The organism is Sphingomonas arabinosi, assembly GCF_036663715.1.
Taxonomy (GTDB): domain Bacteria; phylum Pseudomonadota; class Alphaproteobacteria; order Sphingomonadales; family Sphingomonadaceae; genus Sphingomonas.
The window spans coordinates 506,820-525,473 of record NZ_JAXOJN010000003.1 but is presented as its reverse complement, the minus strand read 5'-3'; the positions used below and the strand labels follow the sequence as shown (position 1 = coordinate 525,473).

The window sequence follows — 18,654 nt, the reverse complement described above, 5'->3', positions numbered from 1 at the left end:
CTATGTCCTCAGTCCGATACCAGTCCGACGAACGCGGCGACCCCGCCACGTATGCGCTTGTCGCCGGCCAGATAGGCGATTCCCCGGTGCAGGTGCAAACGAAACTGGCCATCAAGCGTCTCATCGTCGAGCTCGAAGCCATCGCGCAGGCAGCGTTCCTTCAGCAAGGCCAGGTAGATCTCGTGGTTTCGGCCGCCGAACACCCGCCACGACAACTCGACGTTGCTGTCCGCCGGTATTCGCGACGGCGGCGGTACGTTCGGTTCCGCGAGTGATCGGCAGAAGGCCCAGCGGCACAGCACGTTCCAATGCTCGATCCCGGTATGCCTCTTGAGCCGGATGAGCTGTTCCCGTGCCTGCTTGGACAGACGGATGTGTTCAAGCGACAAGGCGGGTGTCTCCGTTGAGGTAGCCATCCTCGATCACCGTCCTGCGGGCGGCCTCGTCGAACTCCAACCGGTAGCTTCGACCTATGAAGGGAAGCAACGCGGCGTGGTACGGCCCGGAGATCTCCTCGTCGGTGGACAGCAGGATCACCTGATGGCTGGCGTGGGGGAAGTAGCGCTCCACAAGTCGCGAACGATGATGCGAGTCGAGACGTCCGAGAGGCGTGTCGATCACGGTCGGGAGCGGACGCCCCGAAGCTTTCGCCAAGCCCCATAGGATCGCCACCGCGAGCAGTTGGCGTTCGCCTGCCGACAGTTGGCCAGGTACCATGACATGGCCGTCGCCGGCCGTCAGTTGCAGGGCGAAGGTGACGGGATCGATTGCCAGTTCGCTTATCAGTCCAGGCTTGCGGACCAAACGCTGGAAGCTCTCCAGCACCAGGGTCTCGATGCGCGACACGTGCCGCGCGATGACCGCTTCGCGGAAGCGGAGCAGAGTGCCGCGCACTCGTGCCGAATGCAGCAGAACGCGGTCGGCATCTTCGCCCTTGAACCGCTCCAATGCGTCCGCTTCCGCCAGTTTGGCCTCTCGTTCACGCAGCTGGGCGATATCGCGATCGGCATCCGCGAGCGCCGCTTCCGACGCCGATTTGGCCTGTTCGAGTCTTGCGACTTCCGCTTGCAGCCCGGTCCGCTTCGAGGACAAATCCTCGAGGGCGCCCGCACTCGGTATCGCCGCAAGCGCCGCGCCGGCGTCTTCGTCAGCCCGCCGAACGTCCGCTGCACGAGCCAGTGCGGCTTGGACGTCGTGGCGAAGCTCCCCGAGCTCGTCACCGGTCAGCCCTACCAGCGCAAGCCGGGCTTCGGACGACAACGCCAGGTGAACGTCGCGCGCGCCGACGAGCGCGTGCTGTTCACGACGACCTGAAAGGGCCGTCTCGATCTCCGAACGGGCGGATGCCTTAAGAGCCGCGATGTGCGGCAGTCGGAGCATTGCCAGATGCTCGTCCTGGAGGATGGCGGCCAGACCGGCCGCCCCGGCCGTGTCCTGTTCGTGACGGTCCCGCTCGGCGACGGCCGCCAGCAGTTCGTGAACCATCAGCAACGGGGCCGCACCCGCGGCCGTCTCCCGCAATTGCCGCTCCTCGTCGGATCTGTGCCGTGCAGCCGCCGCGGCATTCGCCTCGAGCGTGTCGCGTACCGCGTACAGATCACCGCCCTCACGTCGGAAGCGCTCGTCGGCCGTCCTCAAGTCTCGGTTCGCACGATCCAGGGCGTCGTTGTTCGCAGCTAGTTCACGTTGAAGCGCGAGCCGCTGCTCGCGTCGCCTTTCGAGGTCGTCCCTCGCCTCGTCCGCCGGTGTGACAACCTGCGGACCGGTCGCGTCGACGCGCTTGCGTCGCTCGAGAGCCGACAGATCCATCCCGAGCCGTTCAACGATGTCTAATCCGAGCAGGTTATGGACGGCCGTCGCGATCAGCGCAGGCGCCTCCTCCGGATCCGCGTAGCTCTCAACCTTTTCGCCATCGAACAGGAACAGACTGGCGATGCGCGCGGGCATGAATTCCTCGACCTGCTCCGGCCAATTGTCGGTTGCCAGCCTGTCGATCCTTCCGTCGCGAAGTATCTCCAACGTCTCCCGGCACGATCCACCGCGCCCGACCGCCCAGGACCGAACGACGCGATATGACTGCTCGACGCCGTTCGACGTGTGGCGGAACGCGAGCTCGACCCCCGCTTCCTGAACACCCGTTCCGCGGTGGATGCGTCGCCGAAGATGCTCCTCGTAGCCGCCGGCGGACCTTGCAGCCGACGGGGCCGCTCCGCCGAAGAGGCAGAGTTGCAACGCCTCGAGTATCGTCGTCTTTCCACCGCCGTTGAGGCCGCCGACGAGGACGATCGGCTTGTCCGACGAACTCGGCGTAAGCGTCAAGGACTGGCGCCCGCCGTAGACACCGAAATCGTGCAGGACGAGTTCGTCCAGTATCACTGGACGGCTCCATTCAGGTCGGACAACCCGACCATGAACGGCAGGGCCAACTCCCCGGCCTCGGCGCGAACGTCGTCGAGAATGCCGCGACGGTCCAGCGCACGATTCTCCGCTTCCTCGGCACTGTCGTGCGCCCCGCGACGGAATGCCTGATCGAGTGCTTTGAACAGTCCGTGGCGCCGCCCCATCGTCCTGTGCTGACGCTCCACGTCGAGAAGCTCGCGCGTCAACTGGAAGTGCAGATCGTCGTCGCAGATCTCGCGCAGCAGCGCCATTTCCTCGGCGCCGAGCGCCATGTTGTCGTCGAGACGGCCACCGGGAAACACGACGCCGGTCTCGCGCTCGTATATGCCGGGAAGGCTGTCCTCCAACTCGTGCTTCTCGATGACCCACAGCCTGCGGATCTCGGTCAATTCCTCCAGGGTGAGCAGTTCGAAGCCATCCATCTCGGGTGGTCCGTGATCGCGGATGTGACGCTGGGCCTGCAGGACCTTCGCAAGCCAGTGCTCGCGCGCGGCCTGCGTGTATGGACCGGGGATGACGCGATCCTTGTAGAGTTGGACCGAACCATTCATGCGGCGGAAGTCACGCAGATGGCGGTCGTCCTCGTCCAGCTCGTTCCGCAGCTCGAGCAGAGGAAGCATCCACTCCTTCTCCTGGTCGTTCTGTATCATCGCCGTCATCGATCGATCGCGTTCGACCAGCGTGCAGACCCAGCATCCGAAACGGCTGTCGCCGCAGCTTGGGGTAGACGAGTCGATCACCAACGGACACTCGCCGTCCGCGGAGGCACCCTGGTACATCGTCAGCAGATCCTTGTTCGCGAACCCCCACGGGTTGCGCACCTGCATCAGGAACGTCCAGACGTCGTCGTTCGTCCAGTTCTCGACCGGCGTGTAGACGAAGGAATTCTGCAAGCTGGCGTTCGGCGAGAGGAGGTCGCGGGCGCGTCCGCCTTCGAGACGCTCCATGACCCTGGCCCGGGCCTGACTTTCGGTCTTGCGCATGCCCAGCACCACGATCGCCTCGCCGTTGGCCTTGACCACATCGGAAATGAACTGGTTCGACGGGTTGATCTTCAGGCGTTCGGTGCACCATCGGAACTTCGGGCGCGGCGCAGGATAGCCGCGGCCGATCAGGTTCACCCAGAAGGTGTCGGTCGCCTTGGGGGTGAGGCGGTGGGCGGTGAGGGGGAGGCCCGCCTCGATCGCGGCCATCGCCATGTGGTCGAGGGAGCGCGCGACCCATGCGGCGACCACCGGGTTCTCGACCATCGTATCCGTGCTGATGACGTATACGGGTTTCGACCTCGCTTCGACGGGAATCCGGGACAACGCCATCCAAACTAGCTGCAGCGTGGCGGTGGAGTCCTTGCCTCCGCTGTAGCCGATGACCCAGGGGATGGCGTCGGCCTGATACAGATCGGCGATCTCTTCGATCAGCCGTGCGACCGTGGCCTTGAAACCCAGAGCGGCGAACGCGCCGACGCGGGGGGAGGAGGATGGTTCAAGCAACAAGATCGCCTCGATTCAACGCGTGTTCGGCTCGACGCTCGTCTGCGCCGAGGGGTAGGCCAAGCCTGGATTTGATGACGGCCGCCGTCATGATGACGCTTTGGCGACCCTTGTTCACGACGCCGCCGATCATGGCGCGACCCTCCCACTGGGGATCGTCGCGACGCCAGCGGATCTCGCCCAGTCCCTTCAGCTTCTCCGGCCAAGGTCGCGGATCGCCGAGCAGGGAATTGCCCACCCGGCCGAGGGCGTCCAGAACGACCGCCTGTCCGTGGAGGTTGGTCTCGCGGAAGGTGCCGGCCGTCATCCGTCCCTCGCCGACGTCGCGCCAACCGTCGAGTTCGCCCAGCACGGCCGACCAGAACGACACGACGACTTCCTCCTCCTCGTCACCAAGCTCGTGATTATCGAGCAGCGTGTTCGTCGCGGTGAACAGAGCGCTCAGCGTCAGCAGATGCTTCGATCCCTTGGCGAGGTTCGAGCGCTCGAGGTTCACGAGAGGCTTCATGCCGGGCAGCCGCTCGACGACCAGCTTCGCCAACTGCGCCTTGCGATCGCGCTGATCGTACAGCACGTTGAGCGACGTCGATGGTCGGATCGCATAGCGGTTGAGGTCGGCGAACATCTGCTGGCAACGTTCAAGCCCGCGGTCCATGAAGAACACGACCGAGATGCTTTCGTCTCCGAGATCGGGGCACTGGGCGAGCGCCATTTCGATCGCGGCGCGGCGGTGTTGCCCGTCGTTGATGATGAAGCGCGCATCCATCGGCACGTGGAGCACGCCCAGATCGGTCGAGCCCTCGTGAGGATCGAAGCGCACGTCCGCATCCACCGATGCGGTGATGGCGGAGAAGACGTAGCTGTCCCGGTTTTCGGCGATGTAGCGCGCGATCTCCGGCAGACGCTGCTTGTTCAGCTGCCTCTGCGCTCGTAGCTCGGGCACCATCTCCGCTTCGTTGAAGAGGAAGAGGCGCGGGATCAGGCGCAAGGGACACATCGACACGTAGAATTGTCGCTTGGCCTGCACGCCGCGGATTGCCGGAAAGGCATATTCGAAAGCGGGGTCCATCTCGCCTCTATCGTACTCGTACCATGGCCGCTATGCTACCAAAACACCGTTACTTCGTCAACGTGGGAAGCGAAATTCGGATCCTTATCATGCATAGTTCGTCTCAGTTCGTATACCTCGACAATGCCGCGACCACTGCGACGGACCCTCGCGTCGGCGATCTGATAATGCAGCTGATGACGCTGGAATACGGGAACGCGGGAAGCCGAACGCACGAGTTCGGGCTCGACGCCTCCAGGCAGGTATCCCGTGCGCGGGACCGGCTCGCGGCCTGCGTGGCCGCATCGTCCGACGAGATCGTATTCACCAGCGGGGCGACCGAGAGCGACAATCTCGCCATACTCGGCCTGGCGGATCATGGCGAAGCCACCGGGTGTCGTCACATCGTCTCCACGGCGATCGAACACAAGGCGGTCCTCGAGCCTCTAGCGCGTCTCGAAGCGAGGGGGTTCACCGTGACACGCATCACGCCGAACCGCGCCGGTGTCGTGTCGGCGGAGGAAGTTCTGGCGGCCGTCCGTCGTGATACGCTGATCGTCAGCGTCATGCATGCCAACAACGAGACCGGCGCGGTCCAGCCCATCGCCGCCATTGCCGCCGGACTGGAGAGGGACGGTCCCTATCTGCACGTCGACGCGGCCCAGACGCTCGGCCGCCGCACGGACGAGCTGCGGGACGCTCGGATCGACCTCGTGAGTCTTAGTGGACACAAGGTCTTCGGGCCAAAAGGGATAGGCGCGCTGGTCGCCCGACGGCGGGGGATGCGGAGGCCGCCGCTCACGCCTCTGATGGTAGGGGGCGGGCAGGAGTTCGGAATAAGGCCTGGCACGCAACCCGTGCCGCTGATCGCAGGCTTCGGTCTCGCCGCTGAACTCGCAATCGCGGAAGAGGGGGGGCGCACGACGCGTTGCGCCGCTATTAGGGCTGAGGCGCTGGCGGCTCTCGCTCCTTTGACGCCAACCATCCACGGCGGGGGCGATCCGCTGGCGAACATCCTTAGCTTCGCAGTTCCCGGGCTCGACTCCGAAGCCGTCATGGTCGCCCTGAAGGGGCTGGTCGCCATATCGAACGGTTCCGCATGCACGTCGGCGCGGTACGAACCCAGCCACGTCATGCTGGCCATGGGGCTGGACCCCGAGGAGGTCGCTGGAACGGTGAGATTATCTTGGTCGCATGACACCGGGACGATCCCCTGGGGTGAGATGGTCGCCCGCATGGACGACCTGAGAATTTAGCGAACCGTCCCTTCCGACGTCGGCTTCGTCCTCAAGAGGTGGTGCCACGGCCTCGATTTTTCTGGATCATGGTGATCCGGAGAAAAGAAGATGAAGACTTGGTTCACGCAGCCCGAGCGGGCGCGGCTCCTCGACGCAGGCGCGAATGCCTTGGACGACGAGGCGATCATACCGATGGCGCGACTGTTCCAGCCCGACGGCCCCGGCGTCTGGCTCGTCGGCGAACTCGATCCCCGCAACGCCGACATCGCCTACGGACTAGCGGACATCGGCATCGGCGTGCCCGAGATCGGCAGTTTCGATCTGGCCGAGATAGCGACGCTGAGGGGCGCGCTCAATCTCGCCGTGGAGCGCGATCTGTCCTTCGTGCCGCGCGCGACCCTCGCCGAACTCGGCCGTTGGGCGACGGCTGCCGGTCGGATCGTCCGGTGATCCGGGGGCCGGCCTCGACGATGCCGTCCAGGGCGCACGCACTGATGGCGAGGAACTCTCCTCCTGCCGAACAGCCGTCGGCTGCGCATCGCGCCAGCAGATCCTGCTCCGCGAGATGCGCTGCGATCGCGTCGCGGTACTGCCATGTCGCCAAGGACTGCCAGCGAACACCCAGCGGGGCGGGCAGGCCGCCGTTCAGCTCGCTCATGCGGCGTGCGACCTGGGCGCTTCGCCCGATCTTCGCCAGCAGTCGTCCGTCATCGAGGACGACGCCGTGCAATCGCGCGAGATACACGTAGGTCGGACCATCATGGCGTACGACGACCGCTTTGCCGAAGGCGGGGGGTGGGCCGCGTGACGGCTCCAGGCGGGGTGGGGCGGCGAGCAGGGTGTTGGCTTCGGCTACGGCCGTCGCGAGAGCTTTCGGTCGACCGGCGAACTCGTCGAAGACGCTCTTCTCAAGTCTGGCGCCACCAGAAGGCGTCCGCCTTTCGATGAGATCGACAAGGCGGTTCACCTTGCACATCACGCCGTGGGTGTTGCGATGACGAAACGCGACGGACTCGTCCCCGACTTCACGCAGACGTCGCGAAAGATCGCGGATCGATGGGTCGTGGGAGCGGGTCCTGCCGTTCCTGACCGCGACATCGAACGCCAGGATAGTCTCGGCCTGCGACCATTGACTGGTTGCGCCCACCACTGATCTAGGGCTTTGCGCGCAGCAGTTGCCGCACAGTGCAGGTCGTCCGGGCGCGGGCGGCCAACGACCGATCGATCCAGCCGAGAAGCGTCATGACGTCGGCATGATCGGTGGATAGATCGAGTCCGATAAGCAATTCATGGTGATCGATGCGATTGCGCAGGTTCGCGGCATGCGACGCCAGCGATGCCAGTTCGTGACGGCCTTCGGTAACGGGAAGAGCGGGAAATGCCGTACGCAGCCGCGTCATCCAAACCGGCGGATTGAAGATCGGACGCAGCAGGCCGACCCAGAGGCCGAACGACGACTTCTCCATCAGCCCGTCGGCGTCCACGACCGCGTCGCGTGCCATCAGACGGTGGATCGCCGTAGCGACCTCCTTGTGAACGGCGAAGTCGTTGATCCTGAGGAACTCGGGGTCGGTGAACCACAAAGGCCCCCAGCTCGCCTCCATCGCCGCCCCAACCTTGGTGCGAAGGCCGAGCTCCGCCTTCTGGAGCATGGGATAGAAGGCCGCCCCGACGGCTTCGTTCCAGTCGTGCAGAGCCAAAGCCCGCTCAGGGTCGCCGCCGGCTGCACGAAGGAATGCGGCAGAGCGCGCAGGGGGGATCACGCCAGCGAACGTATGGATATTCGGCAATTGATTTTTGACCGGCACCATTCTATTCACTCCGCGTGAGCCGATGACCGTCTATGCCCCTTCCGGGTACATGGAATCGGACCCCAGAGCCCCGCGACAGCCTCCATCAGGAGGTCCTCGCGGGGTTTCGCCGTTCTGGGCGACTCGTAAAACACTTCACCCTCTGACGACGCAGTGGACAGCGTCGGTTTAAGCACGTCCGCGATCGTTGCGCAATGCCTTTCATGTGCGATTCGGAACGATAGCTTTCCGCGTTCCATAATGATTGCGTTTTGTATGGTGTAGCCTTACATGGCCAGTAGCAGAACGGAGATTTCGGCATGGCGCGTTATGGTGTTGGCACCCCGGAGGTTCAGGCGGTCGTCGACGGCCTTCTGGTCCCGCTGTACTTCGAAACCGGTAGCGTCTCCGCGCTCACCAAAGCGCTCAATGACGTCCTGAGCCGCGCCGGCGGCGCAACCCTGCACGCCAACCGCGTCCATGCCGCGCTTTCGGACGACGCAACCCGCGGGCTGAACGAACAGACGTTCGATGCGCTCAGGCTGGCGGCCGAAGCCCTGGGGCCCCGGCGCCCTGATCAGCGGGCCGGCGACCGCGCCAGGCTAGGCGACGCCGCCGCACGCGCATTGGCTGCGAATGGCGGCGGACCGCTGGACGTTGCCGTGCTTGCCGACAAGCTGGCGATGCCGCCGGCGGCCGTCAGGTTGGCGCTGGCGACGTCCGTGAGTCCTCGAGAATTGAAACCGGAACCTTCGGTCATCCCAGTTCGCCCGGGTCCGGACTGGTCCTTTCAAAACGAGGCCGTCGCCCAGTGCCTGGACGCCATTCGACGGCGACCGGGCGGTAACATCGGGCTCGTACTTCCGACCGGCGCTGGAAAGACCCGCACCGCGTTCCGCATCATCCTGGAGACGCTTGCACGCGAAAGCTCCACCACGTCGCGCGCCGTATGGATCACTCATCGCCGGTCGCTTCATGCGCAGGCTCATCGCGAGTTGACCAAACTCGTCGACGAACACCCGGATTCGCTTCCGCCGGGAGCCGCCGCGCTGGCCGCAAGGGTCGCCTTCACGATGATCGGCGACGCCGGAGCCCTACTCGAGGATGGTGGCGGTCTCGCGCTGGTGGTGATCGACGAAGCGCATCATGCAGCTGCGGCGACCTACCAGCCGGTCTTCGACGCGAAGCACACCTTCCCGGTGCTGCTGCTCACCGCCACGCCGAACCGACCCGACCTGCTGCCGATCGGCATCGACGAGATCGCGTTCACCATCACCTATAGGGAGCTCGCTGAGCGAGGGGTTATCATCACCCCGCAGTTCGAGCCGTTCGACGTACCTGACTTCACCCTTTCCGGCGAGACGATGGGCAATCTCGTCGACATGCTCGTGTCCGAAAGCGCGGACCGGTTCACGAAGACCATGGTGCTCGTAACGCGGCTCGAGCAAATGCGCGAATTGCACGAACGCCTGGTCGTTGCGATCGAGTCCGCTCCGGGGCACCGGCTCAAGCCGACGGACGTCGGCTTCGTCGGAGGTGGCCAAAATTCTCATGGTCTGGACGCCGAGGACTTTCTGGCCCTGTTTGGCGCCAAATCGCAGGGAATCGTCATCTCTGCCCAGATGCTGCTCGAGGGTTACGACGACCCGCAGATCGATGCGGTCGTGATCACCTACCGGACAGAAAGCGTGATCAAGCTGATGCAGGCGGCCGGACGGTGCGTCCGGTACTCCCCCGGAAAGACGAAGGCATGGGTAGTTCAGGCGAACAATCCGGACCTCGTCTACCGCTTCGATCAGCGATGGCTCTATCAGGAGATCGATGACCGTCTCCTGCCGGAACTGCGCGATATCGACTTCGCCGACAACGGCGAGATGCTTGCCATAGCTGCCGAGCTTCTCGCGGGACATCGGGTGGATGGTCGTTCCCGCAGCGAGGCGATGGCGGCAATCGCCGCATGCGCGCCGGACGAACCGCCTCGCCTGATGTTCTACGGGCTTCCCTATTTCGGCGAGGCCGACCGCTTTGACTCGGATGCCCGCTGGGGCGTGTTCGTCGAGACGCCGCAGAACTCCGCTGTGTTCCGTGCCGTCTACAATCGGTTCAGCCTGATGGGCGCTCAGCGCTCGGACCCGACCGAGTTTCTCGACGTGCTCGGCCCAGGGCTTGGTCTGTCCGCGACGGATCAGCGTCTCCGGCGGCAACTGACCGGCGTACTGACCGCAGCCTACTTCGCGCACGAGGAGCTGACGCGCGCACCGGGGCCTGCGCAGGGGAACCGGGGTTACGCGCGAAACCACAGCACTACGTGGTTGCGTTACGTGACGCTGCGGTACCGGCCGGCGTTGCCGGGCATGCTGTCCGCGTTCCTCGCCGACTGCCACAACCGCGGCGCTCTCGAGCGCACCTATGCCTCCGACCCCGCCGCCTTCTCTATGGCAATCAAGACGCATCTTCCCTTCGGCGGTGCGGAAGGCCTGCTTCTCGACGCCGGGACGTGGAGGGACGTCGACATTTGGCTAGCCGCCATGCGCGACGAGCTCAGGCTGGTCGAGCCGGCGGCGCAACTGGCGCAGTTGGAGGCGATCCGTGCCAGGCTCGCACCACCACGGCTTCCAATGACCCACCTTTTTCGTGCAGACAGGCTGCTGTCGGACGAAGGGCTATACCATCTCACCTTGGCGCTGCCGGGAACCACCGAAAGGATAGAAGAATGAAGAAGGCAACCGGCGTCCAGCCCCGGCAACTCGACATGGGCAAGCCGTTCGAGCTCGGCCTCGACCAGATCGCCCTTGATCCCAACAATCCACGGATCGCGCCCAAACCAGCACCCGGCTATGCGGATCCCGAAGCGATCTTCGACGCCGCCCTTCAGGCGCGTCTCGTGATCGACGTCTACGACAAGTACAAGGCAGCCGACCTCGAGGCGTCGATCATCGAGCAGGGGTGGACCCCGGTCGACCAGATCCTCGTCTGGGAGCATCCAAGCGGCAAGGGTCACATCGTCGTTGAGGGGAACACGCGGGTGTCCCTGCTCAAGAGGTTGCCTGATCGGCTCGAGAGGGAGCAGAAGCGTCTCGATCGCTTGGTGAAGGCCGGCGCCCCGCAGTCGCAGGTCAATCCGCAGAAGGTGCTGATCGGAAAGATCAAGCAGCTGATCGCCGACACCCGAACCGTGACCGTCTATCCCGTCATCGCCAGTGACGCGGCCCAATTGCGGATCAAGCTGCCCCGTCTTCTGGGCGTGCGCCATGTGATGCCGGCCAAGGGCTGGGGCCCGTACGCGACCAACCTGTACATCATCTCCCTGTACGAGAGCGCCTACTACGACAAGCACGGCGAGGACGAGCCGCTTCGCCTCGAGCAGCCGATCCTCGATCAGATCGCGACGGAGCTTCCGCTAAAGCCGGACCAGATCCGCAAGGACATCCAGGCCGTCTCTGCGTTCAGCCACTTCAGGTTGAACTACGAGGAGCGGATCGAGGCCGCGGGCAACAAGCTCGGTGACGGCGATCAGTACTTCTTCGACAACATCCTCGCGAGCAAGCATGCGCGGGACGAGTTCGGGTTCACGTCCGATCGGCTCGAGCTTTCGGAAGAGGGCGAGGAGGCGTTGTTTCAATGGGCGTTCTCAAAGCCCAGGGAGACCACGGGCGACGATCCGGACGCGATCAACGAGAACATTCTGCAGAAGGCAGAGGACATCCGCCTTTGGCAGAAGATAGCACGCTACGACGCCAAATCCGGCACCACGAATCTCGCGCGGCGGCTAAGTATCGCGACGCCGGAGGATGCAACGCCGGTCTGGCGTCTGGGTCGCGAAGCCGACTCACACCGTGAGCAGAACACTCCGATTAAAGCGTTGAACGACCTGCTGACCGGACTGAGACAGATCAAGCTGGACACCTTGATCGCGCAGGGGGAGCATCTCCGGCCCATGCTAGATCAGGCGGTCGAGCAGATCGGAAAGTACATTAAATTCATCAACGACAATGCTCAGGACTGACCCCGCCAGTTCCTCCACAAGCGCCAAAAACGATCAATGGTCGCCGACCAACTGTCGGCGGCCCTTCCTGAAGCGCACGGTAAGTCTTGGCGTCAGGAGCCGGGAACGTCGGCAACATCGGAGTGTTGCCCTTCAGTACCTATGCCACGAACGAGGCGGCGCTGCGCGCCTATGCGCGGCTGAACGCCTCGGCATATCCGTGTGAAAGTCGTCGCGCCGGGGCCGACGGACATCATGGTCGCCGTATCTAAGGAGATGTAGCAGACCGTCGCGTCCGCGTTGTTGGCTCGGAAGCGATCGAGATATGGATAACCCACTGGAGGGATTGCCAGCGTCTATGTCATCGTGTCGGCCGGGTTTCCAAATCTCGCCTGTTCGCTGTTGATTGAGCCGCTTTCGCCGACGAAGCGGCTATCGCGTCGCCGATCAGGAGAAGAGCAGGGTCTTCAGCGCTTATCGTTTCAACTATGAACGCGAGCGCCGACAATCGGCCGCGGAGGATGCGCTCGGTAGGGAGCGAGACGTTGACCGCGACCATGACTGGCGTGTCAGGCGCGCGCCCAGCCGCGATCAGGTTGCGCGCGACTTCGCCGGCGGCGGCGCGACCCATATAGACGGCGAGCGTGGCATCGGGCGCGGCGAGTGCGGTCCAGTCGAGATCGAGCGCTTCGCCGGCGCGGGCGTGCGCGGTGACGAACGTCAGCTTTCGTGCTAGGCCGCGTAGCGTCAGCGAGGCGCCACCCGACGCCGATGCGGCGCTGGCGGCGGTGATGCCGGGGCAGATCCGCACCGTGATGCCGTTGGCGGCGAGGTGATCGAGCTCCTCGGTCGAGCGGCCGAAGATCGACGGATCGCCGCCCTTGAGCCGGACGACCCGCTTGCCCGCGAGCGCTGCCCTGGCGAGCAGGACGTTGATCGAGACCTGATCCTTCGAATGCCGCCCCGATCGCTTGCCGACACTTACCCGCTCGATGCCGTCAGGAATGAGTGCAAGGACGCCCGGGCCGACCAGTGCGTCGTAGAACACGATGTCGGCGGCAACGATCAGCCGCTCGGCTTTCCGCGTGAGGAGGTCGGGATCGCCCGGCCCGGCACCGACCAGCCAGACCGAACCGGGCGGAAAATCATGCGACATTTGCTGATCCTTGCGTGACGAGGAGTTTGGCGAGGGCAGGGCGGCACGATCCGCAATTTGTGCCGGCTTTCAAGGCCGCACCGATTGCGGGAACGTTGGCGAGCTGCTGGTCGGCGATCGCGGCGAGGATGGTCCTCAGCCCGACGTCGAAGCACGCGCAGACGATCGGGCCACGGTCGACCTGCACGCCCGGCGCGCGGCCGGCGAGCAGGGTGGGCGCGGCGATAGCCTCGCTCAGTTGCGCGACGAGCCAGTCGCGGGGCGGAAGTGCACCGTCCCGGGTCACGAACAGCACGGCGGCGAGCCTGCCGCCCTCCAATATCGCGATCCGGCGCGAGCCCCGAGCCGCATCGACCGCCTCGATCCGCTGGCCCTTCGACAGCAGCGCGTCGAGTGCGGCGGAGTCGCCGTTGCCCGCCATGTCCCACGCCGTTCCACCCGGTACCGAGACGCGCGTTGCCCACAGGCAATCGGGGCGCGTCGCCAGTTCGCCGCGGACCACGACGAAGCCGCGCCACTCGGTCGCGACGGACTCGATCCGCACCGGCGTGGATTTGAAACCCGGCTGACCCGAGACAGGGTCGGCGACCGGGCGAGGGAGAAGCCCGGCGCGGCCAGCGGTCGCGGTACGGTCGGTCCAGTGAATCGGCACGAACAGTTCGCCGATCCGCTGCGTCGCGACAACGCTCGCGCGGAAGACGCTGTCGCCCTGCGGCGTGATGACGCGCGCCAAGCCGCCATCGACGATCCCAAGTCGCACCGCGTCGCCGGGGTGAATCTCGACCAGCGGTTCCTCGCGGTGGCGCGCCAGCTTGGGCGACAGGCCGGTGCGGGTCATCGTATGCCACTGGTCGCGGTAACGCCCGGTATTGAGTGTCATCGGCCATTGCGTAAGCGGGGCGGCAACCGGCTTTTGCGCCACTGACACGAGGCGCGCACGGCCATCGGGTGTCGAAAACCGGCCGTCCGCGAAGGGCGCGCCACCCCAACGGAACGGCGCCATCGCGTCATACTCGGCGTTGCCCTTTGCGGCATGGCCGGGAAGCGCGAACAGCCGCGCGCCGTCATTCTCATAGGACGACAGCCGGCAATGCTCGCGCCAGATCTCGGCGGGGCGGTCGTAGGAGAACGCCGTGTTCCACCCCATCCGCCGCCCGACTTCGGAAACGATCCACCAGTCCGGCTTCGCCTCGCCGGGTGCGGCCAGGAACGCGCGCTGGCGGCTGATCGTGCGATCGGAATTGGTGACGGTGCCGTCCTTCTCGCCCCAGGCGGCGGCGGGCAGGCGGACATGCGCGTGGACCGAAGTATCGGTGGTCTCGATCACGTCGGACACGACGACGAACGGGCATGCCGCCAACGCCTCGCGCACGCGGCCGGCGTCGGGCATCGACACCGCGGGGTTGGTCGCCATGACCCACAGCGCCTTGATCCGGCCGTTGCCGAGTTCGCGGAACAGGTCGACCGCCTTCAGCCCCGGCTTGGTCGCCATGTTTGGCGCGGCCCAGAACCGGCCGACACGCGCGACGTTTTCGAGTGCGAAGTCCATGTGCGCGGCGAGTGAAGACGCGAGCCCACCGACCTCGCGCCCGCCCATCGCGTTGGGCTGGCCGGTGATCGAGAAGGGGGCGGCACCCGGCTTGCCGATGCGGCCGGTGGCGAGATGGAGGTTGGTGATCGCGTTGACCTGATCGGTGCCCGACAGCGACTGGTTCACGCCCTGGCTGAACATCGTCACGGTCTTCGGCGTCGCGGCGAACAGTTCGAAGAAGCGCCTGAGATCCTGCGGCGGAACGTCGCAGATGCGCGCCACCGACCACAGGTCGCTGCCCTCGTCGGACTGGTCCCAGAACGCATCGGGCGTCGCGACGTGTGCGGCGAGATAGTCGTAATCGACCACGCCAGCATCGCGACACCACGCCAGCAAGCCGTTCATCAGCGCGACGTCGGTGCCGGGCCGGATCGCGAGATGCAGGTCGGCCTCGTCCGCAGTCTCGGTCCGGCGCGGGTCGATCACCACCAGTTTCGCGCCAGCGTCGCAGCGCGCACGGATGCGTTGATAGACGATCGGGTGGCACCAGGCGGTGTTCGATCCGACCAGCACGATCAGGTCGGCGGCGTCGAGATCGTCGTAGCTCGCGGGGACGATATCCTCACCGAACGCGCGCGTATGCCCGGCGACCGCGCTGGCCATGCACAGCCGCGAATTGGTGTCGATGTTCGCCGAGCCGATGAAGCCCTTCATCAGCTTGTTGGCAACGTAGTAATCCTCGGTCAGCAACTGGCCGGACACGTAGAAGGCGACGCTGTTGGGACCGTGCTGCGCGATCGTTTCGCGGAAGCGTTTGGCGACGAGGTCGAGCGCCTTGTCCCAGGAGGCGCGACGCTGACCGATCATCGGGGTGAGCAGGCGGCCTTCGAGCCCGATCGTCTCGCCGAGATGCGTGCCCTTCGAACATAGCTTGCCGGTGTTGGCGGGGTGATCGGGGTCGCCCGTGATCGTGACGGACCGCTCGCCAGTCGGCGTCGCAAGAATGCCGCAACCGACACCGCAATAAGCGCAAGTCGTGCGGACGGGTGCGCTCATGCTGAGGTACCCCCCCGGCGGAGGCCGGGGCCCAATTGGGAGACGTCTGCGATGATGGGCAGCGCGCTGTTACACCTGTTTTCCCAATTGGGCCCCGGCCTCCGCCGGGGAGGCGGCATTCGGGGAGAGCGTAGAATCACGCCGCCGCCTTCATCGTGCTTGTCCGGCACAACAGAACCCGCCCACCCGACACCTTAACCGGAATAACCGGCGTACACCCCTTGTCCTCGCCCAGCGCCTCGCCCGTATCCAGCGCGATCCGCCAGTTGTGGAGCGGACACGCCACCGCGCCGCCATGCACGATCCCCTGCGACAACCGCCCCCCCTTGTGCGGACAGCGATCGGCCAGCGCGAATACCTTGCCGTCGCCGGTGCGGAACACTGCGATGTCGTCGCCGCCGGCGACCTGCACCGTACGACTGCCGCGGACCGGGATCTCGTCGACCCAGCCGATATCGAGCCATTCGCCGATCATGCCATTTCCCTCGATGCGTCCAGAGGTGTGAAGCGCGCCATCGGCGCATGCTGTTCGCGGTGTTCACCCGCCGCGCGCGCCGCCCACGGATCGTCCTGCGTGAACTGCTGCGAGAACAGGAACCGTGCCGCCAACGCATCGCGGCCCTCCGGGTCCTCGGCGATCCGTTCGCGAATGTATTCCACGCCGATCCGCTCGATCCACGGTGCGGTGCGTTCCAGATAGCGCGCTTCCTCGCGGTACAATTGGATGAACGCGGCGCAGTAATGCATCGCCTCTTCCTCGGTCGCGACCTTGCACAGGAAGTCGGTCGCGCGGACCTTGATCCCGCCATTGCCACCGACCGAAAGCTCGTAGCCGCTGTCGACGCAGACCACGCCGAAATCCTTGATCGTGGCCTCGGCACAATTGCGCGGGCAGCCGCTGACCGCGATCTTGAACTTGTGCGGCATCCACGAGCCCCAGGTCATCCGCTCGACCTTGACGCCGAGCCCGGTCGAGTCCTGCGTTCCGAACCGGCACCAGTCCGACCCGACGCACGTCTTCACGGTGCGCAAGCTCTTGCCGTACGCATGCCCGCTGACCATCCCGGCGGCGTTGAGATCGGCCCAGACCGCGGGCAGATCCTCCTTCTTGATCCCGAAGATGTCGAGCCGCTGGCCGCCCGTCACCTTGACCATCGGCGCGTCGTATTTCTCGACGACATCGGCGATCGCACGCAGCTCGCGCGGGTTGGTGAGGCCGCCCCACATCCGCGGCACGACCGAATAGGTGCCGTCCTTCTGGATGTTGGCATGCACGCGCTCGTTGACGTAGCGGCTCTGCTGGTCGTCCTTGTAGTCGCTGGGCAATGCGCAGAGCAGGTAGTAATTGAGCGCAGGCCGGCACGACGAACACCCGTCCGGCGTCGACCAGCTCATCTTCTGCATCACTTCGGGGATCGATCGCATGCCCTGCGCGACGATCTCGCGGCGGACGTCGTCGTGGCCGAAGCTGGTGCATTTGCACATCGTCTTGACGGAACGTTCGCCCGAATATTCGTCGCCCAGCGTGACCGCGAGCAGCGTCTCGACCAGCCCGGTGCACGATCCGCACGACGCCGACGCCTTGCAGGTCGCGCGGACCGCGTCGAGCGTCGCGTTGCCGGCGCCGATGCACGCCACGACCTTGCCCTTGGTGACGCCGTTGCAGCCGCAGATCTCCGCATCGTCGGAGAGCGCCGCAACGGCCGCCTTAGGGTCCGCCGTGCCTCCTCCCGAGGCGAACGACTGGCCGAAGATCAGCATGTCGCGGATAGGGGCGATGTCTTCCGCCCGCTTGAGCAGGTCGAAATACCAGCCGCCGTCGGTCGTGTCGCCGTACAGCACCGCGCCGACGATCCGGTCGTCCTTGACCACGACGCGCTTGTAGATGCCGCGCGACGCATCGCGCAGGACTATGTCCTCCGCGCCTGCACCGCCGGAGAAATCACCCGCCGAGAACACGTCGAGCCCGGCGACCTTCAGCTTGGTCGAGGTCACCGATCCGCGATAGCCGCTGTGAATGTCGGTCAACCCGTCGGCCAATGCGCGGCACATGTCCCACAGCGGCGCGACGAGGCCGTAGACGTTGCCGTCATGCTCGACGCATTCGCCTACCGCCAGGATCGACGGGTCGCTGGTGACCATGTGGTCGTCGACCTTGATCCCGCGGCCGATCTCGAGTCCAGCGTCGCGCGCTAAGGCGACGGACGGGCGGATGCCGACCGCCATGACGACGAGGCTCGCGGGGATCAGCGTGCCGTCTTTCAGCAGCACGCCCTCGACGCGGGTATCGCCAACGATCTCGGCGGTGTTCGCTTCAGTGAGGATGACCTGGCCGCGCGATTCCAGCGCCGACTTGAGCAACCACCCCGCTGCCTCGTCGAGCTGCCGCTCCATCAGCGTCGGCATCAGGTGGATCACCGTGACCTTCATCCCGCGCAACGTGAGGCCGTGTGCGGCCTCCAGGCCGAGCAGTCCGCCACCGATCACCACCGCCGCGCCTCCCTTTCCGGCTGCATCCAGCATGTGGTCGACGTCCGCCATGTCGCGGAACGAGATGACGCCGGGCAGGTCCTTGCCGGGGACGGGGATGATGAACGGATCGGACCCGGTCGCGATCAGAAGCCGGTCGTACGACACCGTCAGCCCCGATCGTGCGGTGACGGTCTTTGCGGCGCGGTCGATCGCCTGCACCGGGTCGCTCGTCACCAGCTCTATGGTGTTGGTCGCGTACCAGGCGTGGTCGTTGATGACGATCTGCTCGAACGTCTTCTCGCCCGCCAGCACCGGCGACAGCATGATCCGGTTGTAGTTCACGTGCGGCTCGGCGCCGAAGATCGTCACGCGGTACCGGGTCGGATCGCGCGCGATCAGTTCCTCGACCGCGCGGCAGCCGGCCATGCCGTTGCCGATCACGACGAGGTGCTCGCGGGTGTCGGGGAAGGGGGTTTGGTGTTCCATCA

General features: G+C 65.4%; 14 protein-coding genes. 4 read left to right on the top strand and 10 right to left on the bottom strand.

The window, feature by feature from the left end; all coding sequences use genetic code 11:
• Nucleotides 1–8: 8 nt before the first annotated feature.
• From dndE to dndB, 4 genes are read right to left on the bottom strand one after another with little or no spacing between them, the layout of a single operon-like run.
• Nucleotides 9–389 (bottom strand): DNA sulfur modification protein DndE, encoded by a 381-nt coding sequence (gene dndE, locus U1708_RS07975; RefSeq protein ID WP_332744435.1) that lies wholly within the window; start codon nucleotides 387–389, stop codon nucleotides 9–11.
• Entirely contained in the window at nucleotides 379–2,376 is a 1,998-nt protein-coding gene (gene dndD, locus U1708_RS07970; RefSeq protein ID WP_332744433.1) for a DNA sulfur modification protein DndD, read from the bottom strand. The genes dndE and dndD overlap by 11 nt, the downstream gene beginning before the upstream one ends.
• Complete coding sequence (dndC, locus tag U1708_RS07965) at nucleotides 2,373–3,890, bottom strand: DNA phosphorothioation system sulfurtransferase DndC (RefSeq protein WP_332744431.1); 1,518 nt, start codon at nucleotides 3,888–3,890, stop codon at nucleotides 2,373–2,375. The genes dndD and dndC overlap by 4 nt, the downstream gene beginning before the upstream one ends.
• Nucleotides 3,883–4,959: a DNA sulfur modification protein DndB gene (gene dndB, locus U1708_RS07960; protein WP_332744429.1), complete on the bottom strand. Its 1,077-nt coding sequence runs from the start codon at nucleotides 4,957–4,959 to the stop codon at nucleotides 3,883–3,885. Before dndB ends, dndC begins: the two co-directional genes overlap by 8 nt.
• An 89-nt stretch (nucleotides 4,960–5,048) precedes the next feature.
• On the opposite strand from dndB, the gene U1708_RS07955 reads away from it, so the two are divergent.
• Both U1708_RS07955 and U1708_RS07950 read left to right on the top strand, forming a co-directional pair.
• Nucleotides 5,049–6,194: an aminotransferase class V-fold PLP-dependent enzyme gene (locus tag U1708_RS07955; protein ID WP_332744427.1), complete on the top strand. Its 1,146-nt coding sequence runs from the start codon at nucleotides 5,049–5,051 to the stop codon at nucleotides 6,192–6,194.
• A 90-nt stretch (nucleotides 6,195–6,284) separates the two neighbouring features.
• Entirely contained in the window at nucleotides 6,285–6,626 is a 342-nt protein-coding gene (locus U1708_RS07950) for a DUF2958 domain-containing protein (protein ID WP_332744426.1), read from the top strand.
• On the opposite strand, the gene U1708_RS07945 is transcribed toward U1708_RS07950, so the two are convergent.
• Together U1708_RS07945 and U1708_RS07940 are read right to left on the bottom strand one after the other, a co-directional pair.
• A complete protein-coding gene (locus U1708_RS07945; protein WP_332744425.1) occupies nucleotides 6,529–7,323 on the bottom strand; it encodes a GIY-YIG nuclease family protein in 795 nt (264 codons plus the stop codon). The two genes, U1708_RS07950 and U1708_RS07945, sit on opposite strands and share 98 nt — an antisense overlap.
• A gap of 7 nt (nucleotides 7,324–7,330) precedes the next feature.
• A complete protein-coding gene (locus U1708_RS07940; RefSeq protein WP_332744423.1) occupies nucleotides 7,331–7,987 on the bottom strand; it encodes a hypothetical protein in 657 nt (218 codons plus the stop codon).
• 299 nt (nucleotides 7,988–8,286) lie between these two features.
• Between U1708_RS07940 and U1708_RS07935 the strand changes: the two genes are divergently transcribed.
• Nucleotides 8,287–10,683, top strand: a complete 2,397-nt coding sequence (locus tag U1708_RS07935) for a DEAD/DEAH box helicase family protein (RefSeq protein ID WP_332744422.1) — start codon at nucleotides 8,287–8,289, stop codon at nucleotides 10,681–10,683.
• Nucleotides 10,680–11,972, top strand: a complete 1,293-nt coding sequence (locus tag U1708_RS07930; RefSeq protein ID WP_332744421.1) for a hypothetical protein — start codon at nucleotides 10,680–10,682, stop codon at nucleotides 11,970–11,972. The genes U1708_RS07935 and U1708_RS07930 overlap by 4 nt, the downstream gene beginning before the upstream one ends.
• Before the next feature lie 340 nt (nucleotides 11,973–12,312).
• On the opposite strand, the gene cobA is transcribed toward U1708_RS07930, so the two are convergent.
• The 4 genes from cobA to nirB form a co-directional block, all read right to left on the bottom strand.
• Nucleotides 12,313–13,107 carry a uroporphyrinogen-III C-methyltransferase gene (gene cobA, locus U1708_RS07925; protein WP_332744419.1) on the bottom strand — a complete coding sequence of 265 codons (795 nt, stop codon included), beginning with the start codon at nucleotides 13,105–13,107 and terminating at the stop codon, nucleotides 12,313–12,315.
• Nucleotides 13,097–15,694 (bottom strand): molybdopterin-dependent oxidoreductase, encoded by a 2,598-nt coding sequence (locus U1708_RS07920; protein ID WP_332744417.1) that lies wholly within the window; start codon nucleotides 15,692–15,694, stop codon nucleotides 13,097–13,099. Before U1708_RS07920 ends, cobA begins: the two co-directional genes overlap by 11 nt.
• 136 nt (nucleotides 15,695–15,830) lie before the next feature.
• A complete protein-coding gene (gene nirD / locus U1708_RS07915; protein ID WP_192238839.1) occupies nucleotides 15,831–16,169 on the bottom strand; it encodes a nitrite reductase small subunit NirD in 339 nt (112 codons plus the stop codon).
• Nucleotides 16,166–18,652, bottom strand: a complete 2,487-nt coding sequence (nirB, locus tag U1708_RS07910; protein ID WP_332744413.1) for a nitrite reductase large subunit NirB — start codon at nucleotides 18,650–18,652, stop codon at nucleotides 16,166–16,168. Before nirB ends, nirD begins: the two co-directional genes overlap by 4 nt.
• Nucleotides 18,653–18,654 lie beyond the last annotated feature (2 nt).